The organism is Anoxybacillus sp. PDR2 (assembly GCF_009834045.1).
GTDB classification, from domain to species: domain Bacteria; phylum Bacillota; class Bacilli; order Bacillales; family Anoxybacillaceae; genus Anoxybacteroides; species Anoxybacteroides rupiense.
Genome location: NZ_CP047158.1, coordinates 503,247 through 527,546, shown reverse-complemented (window position 1 = coordinate 527,546; position 24,300 = coordinate 503,247). Strand labels below are relative to the sequence as shown.

The 24,300-nt window shown below is 43.7% G+C and carries 22 protein-coding genes; 11 read left to right on the top strand and 11 right to left on the bottom strand.

The window, feature by feature from the left end; all coding sequences use genetic code 11:
• The first annotated feature begins 6 nt into the window (after positions 1-6).
• The 4 genes from GRQ40_RS02545 to GRQ40_RS02530 all read left to right on the top strand — a co-directional run bounded on the left by GRQ40_RS02545 (position 7) and on the right by GRQ40_RS02530 (position 2,529).
• A complete protein-coding gene (locus tag GRQ40_RS02545) occupies positions 7-225 on the top strand; it encodes a DUF3906 family protein (RefSeq protein ID WP_066146664.1) in 219 nt (72 codons plus the stop codon).
• Between the two features lie 243 nt (positions 226-468).
• Entirely contained in the window at positions 469-1,248 is a 780-nt protein-coding gene (gene cobA / locus GRQ40_RS02540; RefSeq protein WP_159720731.1) for a uroporphyrinogen-III C-methyltransferase, read from the top strand.
• A gap of 10 nt (positions 1,249-1,258) precedes the next feature.
• The gene (locus tag GRQ40_RS02535) at positions 1,259-2,005 is read left to right on the top strand and encodes a sirohydrochlorin chelatase (RefSeq protein ID WP_159719307.1); all 747 of its coding nucleotides are present in this window, start codon (positions 1,259-1,261) and stop codon (positions 2,003-2,005) included.
• Positions 2,006-2,256: 251 nt separating this feature from the next.
• Complete coding sequence (locus tag GRQ40_RS02530) at positions 2,257-2,529, top strand: acylphosphatase (protein WP_044743864.1); 273 nt, start codon at positions 2,257-2,259, stop codon at positions 2,527-2,529.
• Between the two features lie 46 nt (positions 2,530-2,575).
• Here GRQ40_RS02530 and GRQ40_RS02525 read toward each other — a convergent pair whose 3' ends face one another.
• On the bottom strand, positions 2,576-3,340 hold the full coding sequence (locus tag GRQ40_RS02525) for an arginase family protein (protein ID WP_044743865.1): 765 nt from the start codon (positions 3,338-3,340) through the stop codon (positions 2,576-2,578).
• A gap of 411 nt (positions 3,341-3,751) precedes the next feature.
• Between GRQ40_RS02525 and GRQ40_RS02520 the strand changes: the two genes are divergently transcribed.
• Positions 3,752-4,096 (top strand): YojF family protein, encoded by a 345-nt coding sequence (locus GRQ40_RS02520; RefSeq protein ID WP_044743866.1) that lies wholly within the window; start codon positions 3,752-3,754, stop codon positions 4,094-4,096.
• 12 nt (positions 4,097-4,108) lie between these two features.
• Positions 4,109-4,762, top strand: coding sequence for a bacillithiol biosynthesis deacetylase BshB2 (gene bshB2 / locus GRQ40_RS02515; RefSeq protein ID WP_044743867.1), 654 nt, complete (start codon positions 4,109-4,111; stop codon positions 4,760-4,762).
• A 697-nt stretch (positions 4,763-5,459) separates the two neighbouring features.
• Here bshB2 and GRQ40_RS02510 read toward each other — a convergent pair.
• The 4 genes from GRQ40_RS02510 to GRQ40_RS02495 form a co-directional block, all read right to left on the bottom strand.
• Positions 5,460-6,071 carry an NAD(P)-binding protein gene (locus GRQ40_RS02510; RefSeq protein ID WP_159719306.1) on the bottom strand — a complete coding sequence of 204 codons (612 nt, stop codon included), beginning with the start codon at positions 6,069-6,071 and terminating at the stop codon, positions 5,460-5,462.
• Between the two features lie 348 nt (positions 6,072-6,419).
• Positions 6,420-6,992 carry a hypothetical protein gene (locus GRQ40_RS02505; RefSeq protein ID WP_159720729.1) on the bottom strand — a complete coding sequence of 191 codons (573 nt, stop codon included), beginning with the start codon at positions 6,990-6,992 and terminating at the stop codon, positions 6,420-6,422.
• Between the two features lie 141 nt (positions 6,993-7,133).
• On the bottom strand, positions 7,134-7,505 hold the full coding sequence (locus GRQ40_RS02500) for a DnaJ family domain-containing protein (protein ID WP_066146652.1): 372 nt from the start codon (positions 7,503-7,505) through the stop codon (positions 7,134-7,136).
• A gap of 18 nt (positions 7,506-7,523) precedes the next feature.
• Positions 7,524-9,983, bottom strand: a complete 2,460-nt coding sequence (locus GRQ40_RS02495) for a putative bifunctional diguanylate cyclase/phosphodiesterase (protein WP_066146649.1) — start codon at positions 9,981-9,983, stop codon at positions 7,524-7,526.
• Between the two features lie 400 nt (positions 9,984-10,383).
• Here GRQ40_RS02495 and GRQ40_RS02490 point away from each other — a divergent pair, with 400 nt between their 5' ends.
• On the top strand, positions 10,384-10,833 hold the full coding sequence (locus GRQ40_RS02490; protein WP_044743871.1) for a C40 family peptidase: 450 nt from the start codon (positions 10,384-10,386) through the stop codon (positions 10,831-10,833).
• Positions 10,834-10,976: 143 nt separating this feature from the next.
• Here the strand turns inward: GRQ40_RS02490 and GRQ40_RS02485 are convergent, their stop codons facing one another.
• From GRQ40_RS02485 to GRQ40_RS02475, 3 genes are all read right to left on the bottom strand, one after another.
• The gene (locus GRQ40_RS02485) at positions 10,977-12,329 is read right to left on the bottom strand and encodes a (Fe-S)-binding protein (RefSeq protein ID WP_159719305.1); all 1,353 of its coding nucleotides are present in this window, start codon (positions 12,327-12,329) and stop codon (positions 10,977-10,979) included.
• Entirely contained in the window at positions 12,326-13,738 is a 1,413-nt protein-coding gene (glcD, locus tag GRQ40_RS02480) for a glycolate oxidase subunit GlcD (RefSeq protein ID WP_159719304.1), read from the bottom strand. The genes GRQ40_RS02485 and glcD overlap by 4 nt, the downstream gene beginning before the upstream one ends.
• A gap of 347 nt (positions 13,739-14,085) precedes the next feature.
• A complete protein-coding gene (locus GRQ40_RS02475) occupies positions 14,086-15,759 on the bottom strand; it encodes an L-lactate permease (protein ID WP_159719303.1) in 1,674 nt (557 codons plus the stop codon).
• A 225-nt stretch (positions 15,760-15,984) separates the two neighbouring features.
• Here GRQ40_RS02475 and GRQ40_RS02470 point away from each other — a divergent pair, with 225 nt between their 5' ends.
• The 4 genes from GRQ40_RS02470 (at position 15,985) to GRQ40_RS02455 (ending at position 19,846) form a co-directional block, all read left to right on the top strand.
• Entirely contained in the window at positions 15,985-16,710 is a 726-nt protein-coding gene (locus tag GRQ40_RS02470; RefSeq protein WP_066146636.1) for a FadR/GntR family transcriptional regulator, read from the top strand.
• Between the two features lie 252 nt (positions 16,711-16,962).
• Positions 16,963-17,682, top strand: a complete 720-nt coding sequence (locus GRQ40_RS02465) for a (Fe-S)-binding protein (RefSeq protein ID WP_080859744.1) — start codon at positions 16,963-16,965, stop codon at positions 17,680-17,682.
• A 14-nt stretch (positions 17,683-17,696) separates the two neighbouring features.
• Complete coding sequence (locus tag GRQ40_RS02460) at positions 17,697-19,127, top strand: LutB/LldF family L-lactate oxidation iron-sulfur protein (RefSeq protein ID WP_159719302.1); 1,431 nt, start codon at positions 17,697-17,699, stop codon at positions 19,125-19,127.
• The gene (locus GRQ40_RS02455; RefSeq protein ID WP_159719301.1) at positions 19,124-19,846 is read left to right on the top strand and encodes a LutC/YkgG family protein; all 723 of its coding nucleotides are present in this window, start codon (positions 19,124-19,126) and stop codon (positions 19,844-19,846) included. The genes GRQ40_RS02460 and GRQ40_RS02455 overlap by 4 nt, the downstream gene beginning before the upstream one ends.
• A gap of 364 nt (positions 19,847-20,210) precedes the next feature.
• Here the strand turns inward: GRQ40_RS02455 and GRQ40_RS02450 are convergent, their stop codons facing one another.
• From GRQ40_RS02450 to hutU, 3 genes are all read right to left on the bottom strand, one after another.
• A complete protein-coding gene (locus tag GRQ40_RS02450; protein WP_044743879.1) occupies positions 20,211-20,909 on the bottom strand; it encodes a TerC family protein in 699 nt (232 codons plus the stop codon).
• Positions 20,910-21,331: 422 nt separating this feature from the next.
• Entirely contained in the window at positions 21,332-22,621 is a 1,290-nt protein-coding gene (gene hutI, locus GRQ40_RS02445; protein WP_159719300.1) for an imidazolonepropionase, read from the bottom strand.
• Complete coding sequence (gene hutU / locus GRQ40_RS02440; protein ID WP_197430993.1) at positions 22,618-24,282, bottom strand: urocanate hydratase; 1,665 nt, start codon at positions 24,280-24,282, stop codon at positions 22,618-22,620. The genes hutI and hutU overlap by 4 nt, the downstream gene beginning before the upstream one ends.
• Positions 24,283-24,300: the final 18 nt, after the last annotated feature.

The following is a 24,300-nucleotide window of genomic DNA, read 5'->3' as shown; positions in this document are numbered from 1 at the left end:
GCGCCGATGTATTTATATCGCTTTGAAGTAACAACGCAAACAAACACCATCTATCTCGTCATTGCTGCCAGCAGTGACGAGCAAGCGTTTCGTCTTGTCGAAGTAGAGCTTGAAAAACATTTTCTGAAGGTTCCTGATTTTATCGATATTTCGCTGCATGAGAAAAAACTCATTCGCCGAGGCGGGGGGTTCGTTGTTTACAATGAACCTCGCCACCCAAGCTAGCCGTACGACGAGTGATACAAAATCACTCACTAACGCACCTGTGTTAGAAAGATCAGATGAAGCAAGTTTAACGCTCATCTTTATCATGCCAATACTTTAAAACTTGGCGCTAACTTGTCCATTCATTCAATAATAGACAAATGAAGCAGCCAATATGTTTGCAGGCGTTTTGGCCAATTGACAAAGACGAAATTCATGTGCAGCAATAGAAGAATGCTTAAACAGAAAGGGCTGAACGGAAGGATGGGAAAAGTGTATTTGGTCGGAGCAGGTCCCGGCGATCCAGAACTAATTACCATCAAAGGATTAATGTGCATCCAAAAAGCAGATGTGATTTTATATGATCGCCTTATTAATGAAGAACTGCTGACATATGCCAAAAAAGAAGCAGAATTGATTTTTTGTGGAAAACTCCCCGGCTATCATACTATGCAGCAGGAAACCATCAATCATTTCCTTGTGCGCCATGCGAAGAAAGGAAAAATCGTTGTACGATTAAAAGGTGGAGATCCATTCGTATTCGGCCGCGGCGGCGAAGAAGCCGAGATGCTGGCCAAGCATGGCATTGACTTTGAAATCGTTCCTGGTATTACGTCCGGTATCGCTGCAGCCGCTTATGCCGGCATTCCTGTGACCCATCGCGACTTCAGCTCAAGCGTCGCCTTTATTACAGGCCATCAGCGTGCCGATAGCCAAGAAGAAATCAAATGGGAAAGTCTTGCCAAAGGAATTGACACGATCGCTATTTATATGGGCATCAGCAATCTTCCATATATTCGCGATCGGTTAATCAAATACGGAAAAGCGCCATCCACTCCTGCAGCCGTGATCCAATGGGGCACGCTGTACGAACAAAAAACCGTGACAGCCACTCTTGAAACAATTGTCGAAGCTGTTCAACAAAAACAAATCGAAAATCCAAGCATGATTATCATAGGCGAGGTTGTCGCCCTGCGAGAAAAAATTCAATGGTTCGAGCAATTAAGATTCCAAGCATCATCGTTTGCTAACGAAGCATTTTAAGGAGGCGCTTATGCAGGCTGTTTTATATGTTTGTCATGGAAGCCGTCTAGCGAAAGCTTGCGAAGAAGCGATCGCTTTTGTTGAACAGTGCAAAATGTCGACCGATTTCCCGATTCAAGAAATTTGTTTTATTGAATTGGCAGACCCTGATATCGCAACAGGAATCGAAATTTGCGTAAAAAAAGGGGCAACAAGCATCATTGTCATTCCTATTTTGCTACTTGCCGCTGGACATGTGAAGCAAGATATTCCAGAGGCCATCCAAAAAGCAAGACAGCGCTACCCTTTTTTGCAAATTTTATTAGATGAACCGTTCGGCATCCATGAAAAAATGGTTTCCATCATCATCGAACGAATGATGGAGAGCGCTGTTTCGCTTCATGAGCGTGCCATGATTCTTCTTGTTGCCCGTGGAAGCAGCGATCCCGACACAAAAAGTGCGATGAAAACAATCGCCGGCATGTTGCAGCAAAAAACAAACGTCTCCCGTGTTGACGTATGCTTTCTTGCTGCAGCCGCACCATCGCTGGAGGATGCTTTACAAGCAGCTAAGCAATCCTCTTATCAAACGATTTTCGTCGTCCCTTATTTACTGTTTACCGGAGTGTTAATGAAAAAAATCGAACAGCGGCTGCGCTCTCTTACTTCTTCCGACCAGCAATGGGTCTTATGCGGCTATTTAGGGTATCATCCTTTTCTTAAGGAGCTTATTAAAGAAAAGCTACAAAAATATTCTCAGTTAACGATCGGAGTTTGAAAAGTTCCTTTCCAATCCGATTGATATATAAACGAAGGTCCTATCAAAAAAGGACGGTCGTAAACAAGTCGAACAGCAGCAAGTTTCATCGATGTGGAAAATGCTTCATTCCTCCATATCAATAAAGGCGTATTTTTCTTCTTTCAATTAAAGAAAAATTTTTTGGTCTGGACATTTATATGAGTATGGAAAATCCCTCTTCTCGTGTATGATGATAGATAGGGGACATACAAGGAGGGGGAGCAATAGGAATGAAGCGATTGCATGTGATCGTTCATGGCCGCGTCCAAGGCGTCGGCTTTCGCTATTATGCACAACATGAAGCATTAAAATGGGATTTAACCGGATGGGTAAAAAATAATGAGGATGGAACGGTAGAACTGGAAGCGCAAGGACATGAAGAGCGAATTCATCTATTTATTGATAAAATTCGCCAGGGCTCTCCGTTTTCGAAAGTGACCCATTTAGATATTCAATCCATCGATCCTATTCCAAACGAAAAAACATTTCGCATTATTTATTAAAAACAGCCCGGTTGTTTCCCAGCACCGGGCGCTATTGTATCACCATTTATTGGATAATAAAAGTTGTAGGCTGCGGATCGTACAAACAGTTATGAGCAATGCACATGTTCGCATGCTCATTTTTGCGAACCGCCTCCCGACTCACTGGATCGAATGGATAAATGGAAGCTTGCGGATACTCGCCGCATATATCGATCCCTACTACATTTTTATGAACAAACAACTCTTGCAGACAGCCAATCAAAGCGGAAAGCGGCATCGTTCCGTGATCCCAATTGGTCATGGCATCCTCCTCGCGAAGAACATCTTTATCAATGCTAATGTATACATTCTCTGTTTGAATATGGGATAAAAGAAGATTCGGAGAAACGATATTGTTTGACAAGACAATGGTCTCAGAAGAAAAAAGAGAAGACTGCCACCGTGTAGGTCCGACAATCACGGCTCTTTGCAGTAAAGGAAGCTCCAGAGCATAAGAAACCCACGAACCGCAGGAGATGATTTGTTCATGATCCGTCCCATTCCCTATATCGGTATGATTGTCAAACAAAATGAGCGTAAACGGTTCTTGGATTCTTTTCATCAACAAATATGAGATATAGTGGTAATTACCGCTGCCAATAAACACAAGGTTTCTGCATGTTTGGATGCGCCTTTCCAACTCGCATAAAGAGGCTTGCTCACAATATAGGTTGGTATGCGCTACATCCATTAAATCAATCCATTCGTGCGGCAGCCGACGAAGGCCTGGCTGCGAAACATATGCACCATCAATGTTTAAAAACGTTACACCATTTCCTTGAAAACTCATCCAAATCACCTCTCCTATCACTCAATTGGTGCAAGTTTCTAAACCTATGAAGCCATATTTTTCGCATTTTCTCTATTTTTAGATATTATACAACAAAAAACCCAAACAAGCACGTAAATGGAACGACACCTTCTCTCGCTGCAGCCTCAAAATTACAAATTGATCCCTAGTCTTTCCTCATAGGTTTGCTGGAATCAAAGCATCCATCAATCATCATCTATGAACCTCTCTCACCTACCCTTCGTTTAGAAATGGAAGACTTCTCGGGGGATGATATGAAATGGGCACGATCTTTATCGATATGGTCTATTTTTTCACCGCTTCCTTGCAAACGTCTTGCGGACGAAATATTTTCTTTTATGTCTAGCTTTCATGTACAATAATAAAAACGATGTTCGAGGAGGGGTTTTTTTGCAGCCGATTCGTATTGAAGAGGTACAAACCGTCTTGAATCAGTTCAAAGGTCAAGACGTGTACTTGCATTTAGAAACAACAAACGGGGCATACGCTGCCCATCATAACGAAGGATTTTTCTCAGCAGGTGCATACATCCGCAACGGACGAATCCGTTTCAGCCATGGAAAAATCGTTGGCAAAGGACCTTACCGTATCGGATTAAAGCTGGAGTTGGGCTGGATATATGCAGAAGGGTTAACAGATTGGGAGATGACTGACAAAGGGCAGCTTTTGCTTGCCGGCCATGATTATGAAGGGAAGCTCGCAGTTGCTCTACAATTGAGCCATGAACCTTTTTAGGGAGGGATGAAAATGGAAAGACATGTACTTGTTGTATTTCCCCATCCAGATGATGAAGCATTTGGTGTTTCCGGCACACTGGCCATGCATGCAGAAAAAGGCACTCCGATCACATATGCTTGCCTTACTCTTGGAGAAATGGGACGCAACATGGGAACTCCTCCCTTTGCTAACCGTGAGACGTTGCCGCTCATTCGCAAACAAGAGTTAAAAGCGGCATGCGAAGCGATTGGCATTGACGATTTGCGCTTGCTCGGCTTCCGTGACAAAACGATTGAATTTGAAGATGAAGAACTGATCGCTGATCGCATTAGCGCTATTATAGCAGAAACGAATCCATCTTTAATCATCACGTTTTACCCTGGCTATAGCGTTCATCCTGACCATGACGCATGCGGGGCAGCTGTCATTCACGCCGTCCAGCGAATTCCAAAAGAAGAGCGGCCAATTGTCCATTGTGTCGCATTTGCTAAAAATTGCGAACAAGACTTGGGAAAACCTGATATCGTCCGTGATGTCAGCGCAGTCATTGATAAAAAAATCGCCGCCATTCAAGCACACCGTTCCCAAACAGAAGGATTGATGAGCGCTGCTTCTAAACGCGGCGGTGACGCGTTAGAATGGCTGAAAACGGAGCGGTTTTGGACGTACAAATGGGAAAATTAGAAAAGAAAAGCAGGTCCGCCTTTCTGAAAGACGGCCTGCGTGAACTTACCCACCACCTACGCTTCGCTTAGAAGAGGGAGTTTCAAGCGACTTGCGCGTGTCCGCTGAACGGTAAGCCACACACAATCCCCCCCCTACGCTTTCCTTCGTTCCGAAGGGGTCCGTTTGAACGATAGAGGATCCTATCGATTGGCGATCACCGACATTCATCTCCCCTGCTCACTGGGCTGTCGCCCTTCCCGCTCCTTGAAGATAGGAGACTTGGGAAAGCTGGTGAACTACTCACCACTTAGCTAAAGCTTGAAGTGGGAGCTTCTCAGTTCCACGACGAAAGCCGCCTTTCGTCTCCCTGAGCGTGACTTCGGGTCGTTCCAACCCTAGATGTCCGACAATTCGGAGTTCTTTTGTACCTTGGATATTTTACGCATGGAAGGATCAGCTTGGTTTTCGCATTTTATTTTCTCCATGCAACCTCCTATATCCAGTTATGAAAGAACGACATAGGTTTATTTTACCACAGGGTCAGACAATTGAACAGGCAAAAGCCTGTCCTTGTCCGAAGTCGATTCATCTCCCACTTTCATCAAGCTTCGCAAGATTTAGAAGTGGGAGACTTCTCGACTGAAGAATGTTAAAAAACTTATCCCTCTTTCACTTTTTTCGAAGATTTATTCATTCAAACAGGTTTTCTTCTCATTTATAAGGTCATTTCTAAAAGTCGGTGGAACTCTTCTTCCCAATTTCCCTTCTTGCGGAACGATTCCTGGGCAATCGCCTTAAACAATTTTTTTCGTATTCGCTCATCGCTTACATTCCGCAAAATAAATTGGCGGCACTCGTAAAGAAACTCGATATACCGTCCACAATCTTCATCATATTGTTCCGCAAGCTGACGGCGGATTTGCTGGGCGACAGTCGGGCTCGCTCCTCCTGTTGAAACAGCGATCGTCAATCGGTCACGCCTTACCACCGCCGGAACATGAAAATTAGACCGCTCTGGATCATCGGCAATGTTAATCAGTTGATAAGGCTCCGCTGCGGCGGCCACCGCTTCATTTACTTCTCGATTATTCGTGGCCGCAATCACCATCCACGCTTCTTTAATATCGTCAGGAGAAAATGTTTTTCGGCGCCAAACGAGTGCTCCGGCTGCCGCTAACTGTTGAATCCCCCCTGTAGCAGAAGGAGCGACGACCGTAATTTTTGCTTCCGCCTCCAGCAAACCTTTTATTTTCCGTTCGGCCACCCTCCCCCCACCAATGACAACAACGTGTTGATTGGCGATATGCAGCATCACCGGATATCCCATACGAATTTCTCCTTTGCCAAAAACGGCCGTATAGAAACTCTTGGCCTTTTTTCTCCATTATAGTATCTATATCGGTGTCGAGACCAGCCCAACAATACCAAACAAATCGAGTAAACACGAATTTCTTTTTTATTAAGAAGCGAAAAGACCGTTTCAATTATTTCTTCATTTGAATCCTAGTTATTTTTTCCGTATTTTTGATATTTACAACCGCTGTTTTGCTTGTCTCCTTGCCAAATAAAAATGCTCTTGCGCAGGAATCCTCCTTATGAAAGGCGCAGGCGCGCTTTTATTGAGGAAGATTTTCCTTGCAAGAGCTAGCTTAGATGTCACTACAAATGGCCTATATTATTTTTGTGTCGCTTCTTGAATCCATTTGGCCAAACGCTCATTTTCTTTCTTCATATGCTCCAACCATTGTGGAAGCAAGGAAGAAAGGGCCTGTTGATCATTTTTCTTCATTGCCTCATGCGTTTGATGATGAAGCTTATACAATTTTTGTCTTTCTGCTTTTGTCATCCATCTCTTATGTTTATGTAACTTCTTCCATTCTTTTTTGAACTGCTGTTTGGTTATTTCTTTATTGGCAAGACGGTCAATTAATTGGTCAAAATCCGCTTCTCTTTTCTTTTTCATCTCTGCATGTTTTGCTTGCAGGGCCTTTTGCACTTCTTCGCTTTGCAGTTGCTTTCTTAGTTCTTTTCGTTCATTAAGAATCTTTTGCCATTCTGCAGCTTGATTCGGTGTATATTTTTTTACAATTTCCAGCCATTTTTGTTCATCCAGTTCTCCATGTTTGAACATATGCCCTGCAAATGCTTGAGCTCCTGCCTCCATGCTAGGCTCTCTTTGTTCCGCCAGCGCTCCTGTGGGAATCACAAGCATGAGCGCTAACACCCAAAAAATCCATCTCATTTTCATCATGTTTCACTCTCCTTTGAAATTCAAAATAATGGAGTCAAACAAAATAGCAAACCTAATGATATCTTCCCCACTTTGCAAGAAACTTTGCATGCAAAATAAAAAAGCTTGCCGATAAACCGCAGCAAGCTTTTCTATTGATTATCGAAACTTTTCATCAATCCGTTGCTGATAGTCGCGCAAGGCTTGAGAGTTCGTTTTATTGCGCTTTTTCATCAGCGAATTCCAACGGAGGAGTTTTTCATTCAGTTTTTTCCTGAGTTTCTCTTTTTCTGTTTCATCATCACAACAACGCAATAGGTCTTCGATGGTCATTACATCCTTTTTTAATTCGACTTCCTCAGAGACATATCCGGCATTTTTCAACAGCAGATAGCCGATTCGCAAGTCTTCAGGAATATGCGACAAATCTTCCAACTCCAGCGGTTTGCCCAATCCAGGAAGATGATCAAATTCCCCATTTTTCAAGGCTTCCCGAATTCTTTCCTCCGCAATTTTTGAAATAATATCCATTTGATCTCACATCCATCTTTAGCTTATGATGGCACTTGCTTGCTGTTTATGCTGATCAAGAAATTGTACCAATTCGCCGTACGGAAGCGGCCTTGTATAATAATAGCCTTGCACTTCGTCGCATTGTTTTTCTTTTAAATAGGCAGCCTCCAGCTCTGTCTCTACCCCTTCCGCAAGCACCTTTACACCTATATTATGCCCTAAAGTGATAATCGCTGGCAAAATAGCTTCTTCTTCTTTTTGGACATTTTGCACAAATGAACGGTCAATTTTCAAGCGATCAATCGGCAGTTTTTTCAAATAGCTTAACGAGCTGTACCCTGTCCCAAAGTCATCAATACTGACATTGACACCTACATTTTTCAGCTCTTTTAAAATCGGAATGGCTTTTTCCGTATCCATCGTCATGCGTTCAGTAATTTCGATATCTAGGCAATGGGGCGGAAAATCGGTTTTTTCAAGGATTTTCGCAAGCTTATAAATAAGCTTTCTGCTTTCAAACTCACAAGGCGACAAATTAATAGAAACGGATAAGGAAGGATATTGATGAAGCAACAGCTTTGTTTGCCGGCATGCTGTTTCCATAACCCATTCGTTAATCGAAATGATGAAACCCGTCTCTTCGGCAATCGGAATAAATGCGTTTGGCGAGATCATTCCTTTTTCCCTATGCTTCCATCTGATAAGTGCTTCGATTCCGATCACTTTTCCTGTTTGCAGTTGAATTTGCGGCTGATAGTGAAGCTCAAATTCCTCCGCTTCCAGCGCCTTGCGCAATTCTCTTTCCATATGAATTTTTTCATAAATGGTTCGATTCATTTGTTTCTCAAAAAAGCGAAATTGGCCAATGGCCTGTTTTGACAATTCATGTCTAGCTATATCAGCTCTGCGAATTAATGTGTGACCATTATCTCCATCTTTCGGATAACAACTAATGCCGATTTTTAGCGTCAAGCGAAATTCCTGTTTGTTCACGATCAACGGCTCTTCCATTGCTTCGATTAAACGCTGGCATAATTCGCTTACTTGTTCGTCTCTGTCCACTTGCGGCAAAATGACGATGAATTCGTTCCCGCCCCATCTGCCAAAAATATCGGTTTCGCCGACTAGATTTTTTATCTTCGCCACGGATGCTAGAAGCACTTGATCCCCAACCGTATAGCCATACAAATCATTTACCGCTTTTATTCCCTTCACTTCCATAAACATAACTGCTGTTTTTCTTTTGAGATTTTGTGCATCCGTTAGCTTTTCGCTTAACATCTGATATAGCATTTCTTTATTAGGCAAACCTGTTAAATCGTCATAAAACGCAATATAGTTCATTCGATCTTCATGTTTTTTTCGTTCTGTAATATCTCGGACGGCTACTACATCGACCATTCGGGATCGGGAATAATCATCATATTTGCGCTTCAAAACCTCTGCAGGGAAAGTCGTGCCGTCTTTTTTACGCAAATGCACTTCATATGTCGTATCTTCAACCAAAGATTGCGTCCAATCTGGCAATGGAGGGGAAGCGACAAGCGCTTCCATCGGTGTCCGCATCAGCTCGTTCTCTGTATAACCGAATAACCGGCATGCAGCATGATTCACTTCCAAAATCGTTTGCCCCGAATAAATAATAATTCCTTCCATAGATATTTCAGAAAGACGTTTAAGACGATGCTGAATCCTTTGCACTTCTTCGCTATATTTTTTAAAAGATAGTTTGTCTAAGCGGACATAGAGCAGCAATAAATAAAAAATATAAGAAATAAAAAATAGTAAAAAGATCCTTCCCATTCCTTTGTGTAGTTGATGGTGCATTTTCTTCATATAGTGTGCTCCATCATAGCGAATGATTAAAACGGCATCCACCTTGCCTTGCTGGGTCAGGATTGGACAAAATATAACAAAGTTTTTTGGCAAATCCCCCTCATTTTTAATGCTGATCTTTCCTTGAAATGCTTGCGCCAGCTCTGACATATGCGCCTGATAGGCCGCCCCGCTCGGCAAATCCTGAACCTGTTGTCCATCATGCTTTCCATCATCTGCTTTGACGGAAAGCATGACATAATTCTGACCATCTGCTCGTTGTTTTAATGTATAAATTTGGCGTATATTGGGATGATCATGCTGCCAGCGATTCAACGTACGCAAAAGACCGAGGTAGGTTTTATCATTTGCATTGGTTGTGTCTGTTACCTGCTGGTGATTCATTTGCGAGAGTTCAGCGGCGAAACTTGCCGCCAAACGTGACAAATTTCGTTCATATTTTTGGCGTTCCTGATGTTCAAGCCCGTTCACATACCAAATGCCAGTGGCTAGCAGTAAAAAAACAAAAACATAAAAAAGCATTGTCGATCGTTGCGCTATATAAAAAATAGACACCTTGAGCTTTCTATGAATCAATCGATTCATTTGTTGCTGTCCGAATAAAATCACGATTAAAATGCCAACAGTAAATAACATATATTCACTCATTTTCGATAGCATAAACGCTCACCATGCACTTTTATTTATTATTATAAATGGAAAATATAGAGGTTTCTCCCTTCATCCTTCCTATTTTTTCGACATTTTCTGACATTCTCTAGTTATATATGTATATCCTTTAAATACGCTCTATCGGTAAACAAAAGCAGCCGATTGATCGGCGAATGTGAAGACATGAAGCCGAACGCTTTCTGTTCCTCGCATAAACAAAGCGCAAACGCTGAAAGTGTAGTCACATAAAGCTTTATATATAGTACCAGGTCTTAAATCTTCGTCATCAAATTTTGTAATTTGTCTGTAATATTATTTAATTTAAATGTAACAACATTTCGACAATATTTTTGCTATACTGAAACCTGTGAGAAAGAAACGGAAACTCGTTGTCGGAGGTTTAAGGAAAATGAATAGAACGTTTACAGTCACTCTACTATCATTCATGATTGTATTTAGTTCTCTTTTTGGTAACGCTTTCAAAGCGGAAGCGGCTGTAAATACACAAAAAGTCGTCACAGAAGCAAAAAAAATGATCGGCACTCCTTACAAATTCGGCGGTACAACTCCAAAAGGCTTTGATTGTTCCGGCTTTGTCTACTATACATATAAAAAGGTCGGTAAAACATTACCGCGATCCGCAGCATCTATGTACCAAAAAGGAACAAGCGTACATACATCAAAATTAAAGCCTGGTGATCTCGTATTTTTCAGTACATATAAAAAAGGTGCTTCCCACGTTGCGATTTACATTGGCAACAACTCCATCATTCATGCTACATCAAGCGGTGTAAAAATCGATCGTTTAAATAACTCTTACTGGAAACCAAAATTTATCGGCGCTAAAAGAGTAGCATAACTCAAAAAAAGGTCCCTCCATAAAAATGAAGGGACTTTTATATATTCACAGGGGATCGGGGGAATACTTGGAAAACTCTACACCCCTATTATGTCCAGCTAGCAAGTCACTTATACGTAGATCCCCTAAAATTTTTATCCTGCTTACCCGTCTTTACTTTCTTCAAACAAGCCGCTTTCCTTAACCGCTTCAAATAATACTTCCACAATATGCACAGCACGAACTTTTTCTCCCAGCCCTTTCCTCTCAATTCCTAGTTTCATTTGCAGCAAACAGCCAGGATTAGCCGTCACAATGGTAGTCGCTCCCGTTTGTTTTGCATACACCATTTTATGATCTAAAATTTGCATGGCCATTTCCGGTTCAACAATATTGTAGATCCCTGCAGAACCGCAGCAGCGATCAGACTCTCTCATTTCGCGAAATTCTACACCAGCAATCGATTGAAGCAGTTGCCGCGGCGCAGATGATGTTCTCATGACATTTCGCAAATGGCACGAATCCTGATAAGTAACAATTTGCGGCGGCAGCTTCAGTCCTTTATGCTGAAACCCTAATTCTATTAAAATAGCCGAAATGTCACGAACTTTCTCCACAAAAGCTTTAGCGCGGTCAACCCAATCAGGATCATCTTTCAACAAATGATCATACTCCATTAAAAACGCTCCACAACCGCCTGCATTTGTAATAACGGCATCTGCCTGACATTGCTCAAACGCCTCAATGTTTCGCTTGGCTAACCATTTAGCCTGCTCTTTTTCTCCGCTGTGTCCATGCAAAGCGCCGCAGCATGTTTGCAAAGATGGAATGACAATTTCACATCCAGCTAGCTGCAATAGCTTCATCGTTGCATCATTCGTTTCGATAAACAGCGTATCCATTAAGCAACCGGAGAAAAAAGCGACTCTTCGTTTCGCCTCTCCTTGTGCCGGCAAATGCTTTGGCCGCTTTTTCATTTTTTTTAGCGTTGGAGCACTTGGCAAAACCTTTTCCATTTCCCTTAAATGGGCAGGCAAAACATGAGACAATCTCGTTCTCTGTAAAAACGTTTGCAGTCCTGAGCGCTGATAAAATCCAAGGGAGGCTGTTGCTACGCGCACACGATTAGGATAAGGAAACAATTCTTTAAACACCAGCTTACGCAGCACGCGAACAAGCCATGAATGTTTTTTATTTTGCTGAATAATATCGCGCGCTTCTTCCAATAAATGTCCATAACGGACGCCTGAAGGACAAACCGGCTCACAAGCTCGGCATCCCAAACACATATTCAGTGTACGTTCAACGTCCTCATCCGGTTCAATCAAACCATCGACTACCGCCTTCATGATGGCAATGCGTCCTCTTGGCGAATGCAGCTCCTGTGATCCCGATTCTATATACGTGGGACATGACGGCAAGCAAAAACCGCAACGCATACAGTTCATAAGCTCATCTTCGTTCATCCGTTCACGAAACTGATCTTGGATCGCTTTTTGCTCCTTTGACGAAGTCATTTTGTTACCACCACACGTTTCCTCGTACTTTTCGCAAACACTTTTCCTGGATTCATAATATTGTAGGGATCAAGCGCACGCTTGATCGCTTGCATCACCTCTACCCCTTCCTTGCCAAGCTTCCATTCTAAATATGGCGCCTTCATGGCTCCCACTCCATGTTCCCCGGTAATCGTACCCCCAAGCTCAATCGCCTTGGCAAAAATTTCGGCAAACGCTGCTTCCACTCGCTCCATCTCTTCATCATCACGTGCATCCGTCGGACATGTTGGATGCAAATTGCCATCGCCGGCATGCCCAAATGTACAAATCATGACGCGGTATTTCTCGGCAATTTCATTGATGGCTGTTACCATTTTTGCTATCTCTGAACGCGGTACAGTGGCATCCTCCAAAATCGTTGTCGGCCGTAGGCGAGCAAGGGCGGATAATGCCGAACGCCGCGCTGTGCGCAAAGCATCGGCTTCTTGTTCAGAACGGGCCAATTGTACAGACACCGCCTGTTCCTCTTTACAAATTCTTTCTATTTGCCGCATCTCTCTTTCCACCACTTCACGTGCACCGTCTTGCTCAATAAGAAGAACGGCCTTTACATCTGTCGGCAAGCCAATTTGTGCATAATCTTCTACAACTCTAAGCGTTGGCTGATCTAAAAATTCCAATGTCGCAGGGATGATTTTGCTTGCAATAATTTTGGACACAGATCGGGCAGCCGCCTCTAAATCTTGATAAAGAGCTAGCATCGTTTTCTTTGCCTCCGGCATCGGCACAAGCTTTAGCGTAGCCTCTGTGATAATTCCAAGCGTTCCTTCCGATCCAACCAATAATCTTGTTAAATCATAACCAGCCACATCTTTGGCCAATTTTCCTCCTGTGCGAATAACGTCTCCATTGGCCAACACCGCCTCAAGCCCAAGGACATAATCACGAGTGACTCCATATTTCAGCCCGCGCAGACCACCGGAATTTTCATTAATATTTCCTCCAATCGTTGAAATTTTCATCGAGCTTGGATCAGGTGGATAAAACAACCCTTTTTCTTCTACTGATTTAATCAAATCGAGCGTAATCACCCCCGGTTGAACCGTTGCTGTTAAGTTGTCTTCATCAATTTCAAGAATGCGATTCATATGCTTAAAAAGCAGGACAATTCCACCTTCTATCGGACATGTTCCGGCACACAGATTCGTACCGGAACCGCGTGGAACAATCGGAATGCGGTACTCGGCGCAAACTTTCACAATCTCGGAAACTTCCTTCGTATTTCGTGGCGCCATCACCGCCTCAGGAATCGCTTGAAATTGCGGAGTGGCATCATAGGAATAAACAAGTCTCCCCGCTTTTGAATCGTCATAGTTTTCCCGGCCAACGATTTGAATTAATAATTGTTTAGCTGCTTCAGAAATCAATGATTCTCACCCTTTCTAAAAACGTGATATACAGGCAGCTTGAAGATAGAGCGCATGATGCCGATTTTGGCATCGCCTTCTTATCTATAATACAAGAGGCTTTTCTAGAAGAAGCCATGGCTTTCATCATTTTTTAGTCGACTTCAATGCTTGTTTATGACTTATAGATAAACTAAGGCAACGAGCCTTTAGACAATCGAAGGCAAGTCAATGGAATTGATAGAATTCGCACCGCTAAATATAGAAAAATGAAAGGGAAGCCCCGTTCTATATAACTTAAGAAAAAAGGAGCCTTTTCACAGAGAAGGTGGTCTCCCCCTGTGCTGGCTTCCTTTTTTCAGCAAGCACTATGGAATCATCCATGACAAAATAGTGGACTGTAAAAATGTCATAATCCCAATTAAAATAATGAAAAAGATGCTATGCTTGACTGTAAAGCGGAATAAATCGGATTCTTTGCCGGCTAAACCTACCGCAGCACAGGCAACCGCAATCGACTGCGGTGAAATCATTTTCCCTGTCACACCTCCTGATGAGTTAGCTGCCAGTGCAAGCACAGGATCCATTCCGATCGAAGCAGCGGTAATCTTCTGTAAATTCCCAAAAAGTAAATTAGATGATGTATCTGAGCCTGTGATAAACACCCCTAACCATCCGAGAAACGGAGAAAAGAAGGAGAACAGTGAACCTGTTTTAGCCATCGCCATTCCCAATGTCGTACTCATTCCAGACGCATTGGTCACATAGGCGAAACCAACTACGGCTGTGATCGTAATAATCGGAAACTTTAATTCTTGCAATGTCTCGGCAAAAGTCTCGGCCCATTGCTTCCAAGAAATGCGGACAATAAATTTGGTCACAATAGCCGCTAAGAAGATGGCTGTTCCCGCTGCTCCTAGCAATTCTAGTTTATAGACAGCTGCAATCGGCTGACCATTGGCATCAATAATTTTATTGCTTAATCCGGGAACCTCCGGCATCCATGTCAAATAATGCCCTATGGTATTAAGCGCTTTCAATATCACATTTGTTCCTTCATAATGCCCCGTGAGCGCTGCCTTCATCTGCGGAATTCCCCAGATCGAAATAAACAAGGTTAATACTAAAAACGGGGACCATGCTTTGAATACTTCACCGCTTGTATAGCGCTTTTGTGCTTGAATGGTCGCTGCCGCTTCCAACTCCGAATCAAAACGATAAATGGTTTTCGGTTTCCAAAATCTCAAAAAAACTGTCAAAGCAACGAGCGACACTAACGCTGATAAAATATCTGGCAATTCCGGCCCCAAGAAGTTTGAGCTAACATATTGAGTAACGGCAAACGAAATTCCTGATATCAAAATCGGAGGCAGCACTTCGATCGTTTTTCTCCATCCAGCCATAATGAGTACGAGATAAAACGGAATAAAGAAGGATAAAAACGGAAGTTGCCGGCCTACCATTTTTGAAATTTCCATTGCTGGAATACCTGTCGGCCCTTCTAACGCAGTAATAGGAATACCAATGGCCCCAAAAGCGACAGGGGCTGTATTAGCAATTAAACAAATGCCGGCCGCATATAATGGATGAAATCCAAGTCCTACAAGCAAAGCAGCAGAAATCGCCACCGGCGCTCCAAATCCCGCCGCCCCTTCTAAAAAGGCTCCAAATGAAAATGCGATAAGCAGCGCTTGTAACCGTCTATCCTCTGTAATAGACAATACCGAATTGCGAATAATATCGAACTTTCCTGTTTTTACTGTTAATTTATACAAAAATACTGAGGTGATAATAATCCATCCGATGGGCAAAAGACCGTAAACAGCCCCCTGTGTGGCGGACATGGCAGCAATTGACACAGGTACCCTGTAAGCGATTACAGCTATAACCAATGAAACGATCAAAGTCGTAACGCCTGCTACATATCCTTTCATTCTTTTAATCGCCAGCGCCCAAAAAAAATAAAGAATCGGCACAAGAGCCACAACGGCCGATAAGGCTAAATTATCAGCAATCGGTGTAAAATCTTGCTTCCACTGCATAGCAAATTCCCTCCCAATTTAATATCTCCCCTGAAAAAGATGATAATTAGGTCATCTGATGACCATGTGTTTATACTGACAAAAATTATATGCTCTCTTTAGAAAAAACTCAATATGAAATTATGAAATTTTGCGAAATTTCTTTCACTGATTCTTCGCGAAAATTTTTGTATAATATAAATTATGTGACAAGCTGTTACACTTCTCAGTATGAGGTGACTATTTTTGGAATATAAACAAATTAAACCGAAAAAAATTTACGAAGAAGTAGCGGAAACCATTTTTGATATGATTAAAAATGGGGTGTTGAAGCCCGGAGACAAGCTCGATTCTGTTCAGCAGCTAGCAGAGAATTTTCAAGTGGGGCGTGCAGCGATTCGCGAAGCACTGACCGCTTTAAAAGCCATGGGCTTAATTGAACTAAAGCAAGGAGAAGGAACCTACATCCGTGAATTTGATCCGACGATGCTTTCTTTTCCTATTTCCATTGCCGCTCTTATGAAAAAGGAAGATATCGCCTATTTATTGGAGGTCCGCAAACTATTAGAGGTAGGGGCTGCCGGCGTAGCTGCCCGGAAGCGAACAGAAAGGGACTTGAAAGCGATGGAGGAGGCACTCGAACAAATGCGGCAAGGAATCGGCAATGAAGAAATTGGGGAAAAAGCTGATTTCCTCTTCCATATTGCTATTGCAGCAGCATCACAAAATCCCATTTTAGTTAGTCTGATGAACAATATATCAGAAATGATGATAGAAACCATGCGAGAAACAAGACGAATTTGGCTTTTTTCTAAACAAGCAACAAGCGAACAGCTGCTTGAAGAGCATATGAATATTTTTGAAGCGATTCAGCGCCAGGATGTCAATGCTGCACAAGCTCGCATGCTAGAGCATCTATCAAACGTAGAGCAAGTACTAAAAAAATATATTTCTCCTCATAGCGCCAACTAAAGAAAGATGGCGCTTTATTTTTTTCAAAATTGTTATATAATTATTCATATAGTCATCTGATGACCTGTTTATCTCGCTTCCATATGTGCAGCAAAACAAAAGGGAGCTTTTTTCGGCGGCTAGCCGGTTGAAATCATTGATTTTCCCGTAAGCATTGATGATCCCATGCCCACGATTATGTTTTCTTTCAATTCAAGATGCACTGCCATACCGAGAAACTCCACCATTTAATATCAAGGAGGGAAGCGCACGATGAAAGTCACGCTGTTTATTACTTGTTTAGTAGATTTATTTCATACCAATGTCGGCAAATCAACCGTCGAGCTGCTGGAACGATTAGGATGCGAAGTCGAGTTTCCGGACGCCCAAACCTGCTGTGGACAGCCCGCCTACAATAGCGGATACGTCAAAGAAGCAAAAGAAGCGATGAAGCATATGATTCGTACATTCGAGCATGCAGAATATATTGTTGCTCCCTCTGGCTCATGTGCCACCATGTTTAAAGAATATCCGCAAATTTTCCGCGGAGACAGGGAATGGGAAGCAAAGGCAAAAGCTCTCGCAGCCAAAACATACGAATTGACTCAATTTCTTGTGGAGGTGTTAAAAGTAGAAAATGTCGGGGCTAAGCTTCAAGGAAAAGCAACCTATCATACGTCATGCCATATGACGCGGTTGCTTGGTGTGAAAGAAGCCCCTTTTAAGCTATTAAAACATGTGGAAGGCTTGGAAATGGTTCCGCTTCCGAATGCCCATACCTGTTGTGGCTTTGGCGGTACGTTTTCCGTCAAAATGGGGGACATCTCTGAGCAAATGGTGGATGAAAAAATCCAGCATATTGAAGAAACAGAAGCGGATTATTTAATCGCTGCGGACTGCGGCTGTTTAATGAATATAAAGGGGCGCATCGAACGAGCGCAGAAGCCAATCCAAGTGATGCATATTGCAGAAGTGCTTAATCGCCATGAATGAGGGAGAGAAAAAATATGTCGATGAAAATCGGAGAAGAGCCATTTCATGCACGCGTAAAATCAGGAATTGATAATTCATTTATGCGCGGCGCTGTCGCTGGAGCCCAAGAACGATTGCATGCCAGACGGCTAAAGGCCGCTGCGGAGCTCGGCAATTGGGAAGAATGGCGGGCGCTCGGGGAAGAAATTCGCCAACATACACTAGCCAATCTTGATTTTTACTTGTTTCAATTAAGTGAAAACGTTGCCAAGAGCGGAGGCCACGTTTTTTTCGCCCAAACTGCCGAAGAAGCTTCACAATACATTCTTGACGTCGCCATGGAAAAGCAAGCCAAAAAAATTGTCAAATCCAAATCGATGGTTACAGAAGAGATCCATCTGAATGCTGTGCTGGAAAAAGCGGGCTGCGAAGTCATTGAAACGGATCTCGGAGAATACATTTTGCAAATGGATGACCATGATCCCCCTTCCCACATTGTCGCACCCGCCTTGCATAAAAATAAAGAACAAATTCGCGATGTTTTTCGCCAGAAGCTGGCCTATGACAAAACCGAAAAGCCAGAAGAACTGGCCCTTCATGCCCGCCAAACACTGCGCCGGGAGTATTTAAGCGCCGATATCGGCATTACCGGCTGCAATTTCGCCATTGCCGAGTCCGGTTCGATCACGCTTGTTACAAATGAAGGAAATGCCGATTTAGTAACAGCCCTTCCTAAAACGCAGATTACCGTTATGGGCATGGAACGAATTGTGCCGACTTTCGCAGAAATGGAAGTGCTTGTAAGCTTACTCACACGCAGCGCTGTCGGGCAAAAATTAACAAGCTATATTACAGTACTAACCGGCCCTCGCCATCTTGAAGAGGTAGACGGCCCCGAAGAATTTCACCTTGTCATTGTCGATAATGGCCGATCCAATATTTTAGGGACAGAATTTCAACCCGTGCTGCAATGCATTCGCTGCGCGGCCTGTGTCAATGTTTGCCCGGTGTACCGTCATATTGGCGGTCATTCATATGGATCCATTTATTCCGGGCCGATCGGTGCCGTCCTTTCCCCACTGCTTGGAGGCTATGATGATTATAAAGAACTGCCGTACGCTTCAACATTATGTGCAGCCTGTACGGAAGCATGTCCTGTCAAAATACCGCTTCACGAACTGCTGCATAAGCATCGGCAAGTCATCGTGGAACAAGAAGGAAGAGCCCCTATTTCAGAAAAATTAGCCATGAAAGCATTTGGCTTAGGTGCAGCATCAACGACATTTTACAAACTGGGCTCGAAAATGGCACCAAGTGTCTTGAATCCATTTACAACCAATGAACGCATTTCAAAAGGGCCCGGACCGTTAAAAGCGTGGACAGCGATTCGCGAATTCCCAGCGCCTGAAAAAGAAAGGTTTCGCGATTGGTTTCATCATCGAAAGAAAGCAGGGGATCAGCCATGAAAAGAGGACGTATCCATCGCCGAGAGGCGTTTTTAAATCAAGTTGCCGAGCGGCTTGGACGAAAAGCATACGCGACAAACGTGCAGGCTCCTCAGTGGCGGCATCAGCCGCAATGGACTGTATTTCAAGGGTATAGTGAGGACGATTTGCTAGAAGTATTGAAGACCCAGTGTGCATCCATCCATACCGATGTATTTGAGACAAACAAAGAACAGCTTCCTCTTACCTTGCAAAAAGTCGTATCCCATTATGGGGGCGGTCCTGTCGTGACATGGAATGATCCGCGTTTTGCAGAATATGGATTATCCCATCTTTTGTACCATCATTGGCCAAACAGCGGCATTCACGTTCATATATGGGATCCGTCTCTTGGAGCGGTCAATATCACAGAGGCCGAGCAGGCGAATATCGGGATCACTTTTAGCGATATCACATTGGCAGAATCGGGGACCGTCGTCTTATTCAGTGATCGCGGAAAAGGACGCACTGTCAGCTTCTTACCGCAAAACTATATTTGCATCATTCCGAAAAGCACCATCGTTCCCCGAATGACGCAAGCCGCTTTTTATATCCATCAGCAAGTCAAAGCGGGAAAAGAAGTCGCATCATGTATCAATTTCATTACCGGTCCAAGCAATTCAGCCGACATTGAGATGAACTTAGTAGTGGGGGTCCACGGCCCTGTGAAAGCTGCTTATGTGGTCGTAGCAGACGGCTAAGGCTCGAATGGAACTCTAGTACAGAGCCAAACCAACAAAAATTAAAGAACCGAACAGCTTCACTAAAGACTAAGCTTTCGTCCGTTAAGCAAGCTGTTCGGTCATTTTTTTTTAAGCAAGATATCATGTTGCAGCCTGAAGATTTAACAATAGATCAGAACAAATCCACAGCCTTCGATCATCTATTCATGTAGCAAAGGTACAAGCAACGCCGCTTTCAGGCCTATGAATCGATTGCTAAGAAACAACATCATATAAATCCCCAAATGTGAAAAAATTCATTTTCATCTATAATCCAATGAACCTCTTTGATTTATACTCCGTTGAGAGATAGGAGACCCCGACGGATACGCTAACAATCCTTTTATATCATTCTGCCTTTTTCTCTTTGCGCTTCCGCCTTTTTATTTGTCAGATAAGCGAGGGCCAGTACAAAAATCGTCAAACCCGCAGCAATCGCATAAGAAAGCGGACCTTTTGGCAAATGGAGGAAACTTGTAAACCCCTCATCCTCCATCATCATTTTTCCTCCTGTCCAAGCTAAAATGCCGGACCCAATATACGTAATCCACACATGTTTTTCCATAATGGCCACGATCGCCTTCGAGCCAAAAATCATAATCGGAATGCTGATAGCTACGCCAAATGCAATCATACCAACGTGCCCTTCCGATGCCCCCGCCACAGCGACCACATTATCTAAGCTCATTACTGCATCTGCTACGATAATCGTCCAAATGGCTTTTAAAAGACGATCAGATGATTGAATATTCGCTGTCTCTTCATGCTCAACCAACACTTTATACGCAATCCAAAGCAATAAAAGTCCGCCAGCTAAATGTACGAATGGGATTTTCAGCAAAAAGACAATGATGGCGGCAAACAAGATCCGCAAAATAACCGCTCCGCCTGTTCCCCAAAAAATTGCCTTATTTTGCTGCTCTTTCGGAAGTTTCCTTGTCGCCATTGCGATCACAATCGCATTATCGCCAGACAAAATAATATCAATAGCAATAATTTTGATTAGTGCTATCCACGCATCATAAGACCATATGGCATCCATATAAAGTTCTCCTTTAAAAAAACTAATATACCTTCCCTCTCATCTTATACGAAACCATCTATCTGGGCAACCTTTCTGTACTATATCCTCCTTCTCTCTATTCCTAAGTTTATCATGCTTACTGTTTTTTCTGAATGTGTCTGTCATATGATGAAAACCGCACATTCATATTTTCATTTTCTCTCGATCAGCACCGGCAAGCCCAGAAGCCATTCAGCTGTTTTCAAGAGAAGGTTGGCACGATTTCTCCTCCAGAACAATGCCCATTCCATAAACAAAGAAAAAATAAAACGACAAGCTTACTTACGAACGCTTGTCGTTTTTGGTTTCGATTTTTCCTCACTTATTTAAGAAAATTCAAACATAATCGTTTAGCCACCTTTTAACGGAATATAAGTAGGAGGAAGTTCATCCGTTTGTTCTCAATCGGCGTAGGTTGTTGCTATCACATCACCCCTGCTTCTTTCTGCCACTACCCTTCCTGCTTTCAATACCATATGAACGTGATTGACTCCATAATGGTACGGCACATACGCGTAATTTGACGCATCCCAAATAACCAGATCCGCTTTTCTTCCAATTGCAATCCTCCCTGCTTCTTCCCCGCGATGAATCGCATAAGCCGCGTTTACCGTTACTGCGTGCCAAATTTCCTCCGGCGTCATTTTCAGCTTCAATGCCGCAATCGACATAATGAGCTGCAAATTTTCTGTCGGCGAGCTTCCCGGATTAAAATCGGTTGAAAGAGCGACCGCCGCCCCTGCATCAATCATCGACCGCGCTTTCGCATAAGCTTCCTTTCCTAAATAAAAGGACGTCCCTGGCAGGAGGACAGCAATGGTGTTTGACTGAGCCAATTTCCGAATTCCAGCTTCTGATGCTCCCACTAAGTGGTCACCGCTTGCGGCTCCCAATTCAACTGCTAATTCCGTGCCGCCAAGGGGATCAATTTCATCCGCGTGAATTTTCACAGCAAATCCTTTTGCCTGGGCAGCCTGCAAAAAGGCACGGGACTGCTCTACCGTAAAAACACCTGTTTCACAAAAAATATCGACAAACTCAGCAAGCTGTTCCGCTTTCACGACATCGAGCAATTCAAGCATCTCCGCCAAAAATTGTTCAGGGTCGTGCTGATATTCAGGAGGAATGGCATGAGCTCCAAGAAAGGTAGAGACCAAATCAATCGGATGCTCTTCCTTCAATCGCTTCACAACACGAAGCTGCTTAAGTTCTGTCTGCCGATCCAGCCCGTACCCGCTTTTCGCTTCAACTGTAGTCATACCATAGGAAAGCATTCGGTCAAGATGAAGCTTTGCTTTTTGAACAAGCTCTTCTTCGCTTGCGTTTCTTGTCGCCGCTACCGTCGATAAAATTCCCCCTCCTCTTTTCAAAATTTCTAAATAAGGGACACCTTGCTGCTTTAGGGTCATTTCCTGTTCGCGTGATCCGCCAAATACTAAATGAGTGTGCGGATCTACAAGCCCTGGAGTCACCAGTCTTCCATCTGCATCTATGACCCGCTCTGCTTGCAGCTGTTCCGCCTGTTTCGCACTGCCGACAAAGGCGATTTTTCCATCTTTAACGCCCACGGCTGCATGGTTTAAAACCGAGAGCTTTTTCATCTGTTCCCCTTTTGCCGGCCCCTTCCCTTCCATTGTTAACAGCTGTCCGATATTGGTAATCAGAGTATCCAATAGTTGTCTGGCTGTCATTCATTTTCCTCCTTAAGCATTGGGATTCGAATCTGCTGTTCCTTTGCCATTTCAATAGCTCGTTCGTACCCAGCATCGGCATGGCGGATAATCCCCATCCCCGGATCAGTCGTCAAGACCCGTTCAAGACGTTCTTTAGCCAAATCAGTGCCATCTGCGACGACTACCATACCGGCATGGAGAGAGTATCCCATCCCCACTCCACCCCCATGGTGGAAGGAAATCCATGAACCTCCCGCAGCCGTATTGATTAAAGCGTTAAGTACTGCCCAATCGCCTACGGCATCGCTTCCGTCCTTCATCGCCTCCGTTTCGCGGTTTGGCGAGGCGACAGATCCGCAGTCTAAATGATCGCGACCAATGACAATCGGAGCTTTCAGCTCCCCTTTGCGCACAAGCTCATTTATCGCAAGCCCCATCTTGACACGCTCTCCGTATCCTAACCAGCAAATGCGCGCTGGAAGCCCTTGAAACGCCACTCTCTTTTGCGCCATGTCAATCCAGCGGATAAGCGACTCATTTTCCGGAAACAGCTCTTTAATGAGTTCATCTGTACGATAAATATCGGCCGGATCACCAGATAACGCTGCCCAACGGAACGGGCCTTTTCCTTCGCAAAACAGCGGGCGAATATAAGCTGGAACAAAGCCCGGAAACGCAAAAGCCTTTTCGACTCCCTCGTCTTTGGCCACTTGGCGGATATTATTTCCATAATCAAACACAATGGCACCGCGTGTTTGAAACTCAAGCATCGCTTCAACATGTTTCGCCATGCTTTGTTTCGAACGGCGGACATATTCTTCTGGATCATTTTTTCGCAACTCGCGCGCTTCGTCTAATGACAGGCCAGTCGGAACATAGCCGTTCAACGGATCATGTGCCGAAGTTTGATCTGTCACAATATCCACCTTCACTCCACGCTTTAACAGCTCATGATGCACTTCCGCCGCATTGCCGATTAATCCAATGGAAAGTGGTTCTCCTTTTTCCTTTGCTTCATACGCCCAAAGCAGCGCCTCATCAAGCGAGGCCGTCATCCGATCACAATATTTAGTATCCAATCGTTTTTGAATGCGTTGAGGATCCACCTCCACTGCAATCACGATGCCGCCATTCATCGTCACAGCCAAAGGCTGAGCCCCGCCCATGCCGCCAAGTCCGGCTGTCAGCGTCAACGTTCCTTTTAATGTGCCGCCGAAATGCTTTTTCGCCACTGCGGCAAATGTTTCGTACGTGCCTTGTAAAATTCCTTGCGTGCCGATGTAAATCCAGCTTCCCGCGGTCATTTGTCCATACATGATGAGTCCTTTTTTATCTAACTCATTAAAATGTTCCCAATTCGCCCATTTTGGCACAAGCACGGAATTCGACAGCAGGACTCGCGGGGCACGCTCATGAGTTTTAAAAACACCAACAGGTTTTCCTGATTGAATTAAAAGCGTTTCATCCTTTTCTAGCTCTCTTAACGCTTTCACAATCGCGTCAAACGCCTCCCAATTTCGCGCTGCTTTCCCAATTCCTCCGTATACAATGAGATCTTCCGGCTTCTCTGCCACCTCCGGATCCAAATTATTATACAGCATGCGAAGCACTGCTTCTTGCTCCCATCCCTTGCATTCCAGCTGCAAACCTTTTTTCGCTCGAATATTGCGCGAGATCATTTGACTCATCGTTTTCCT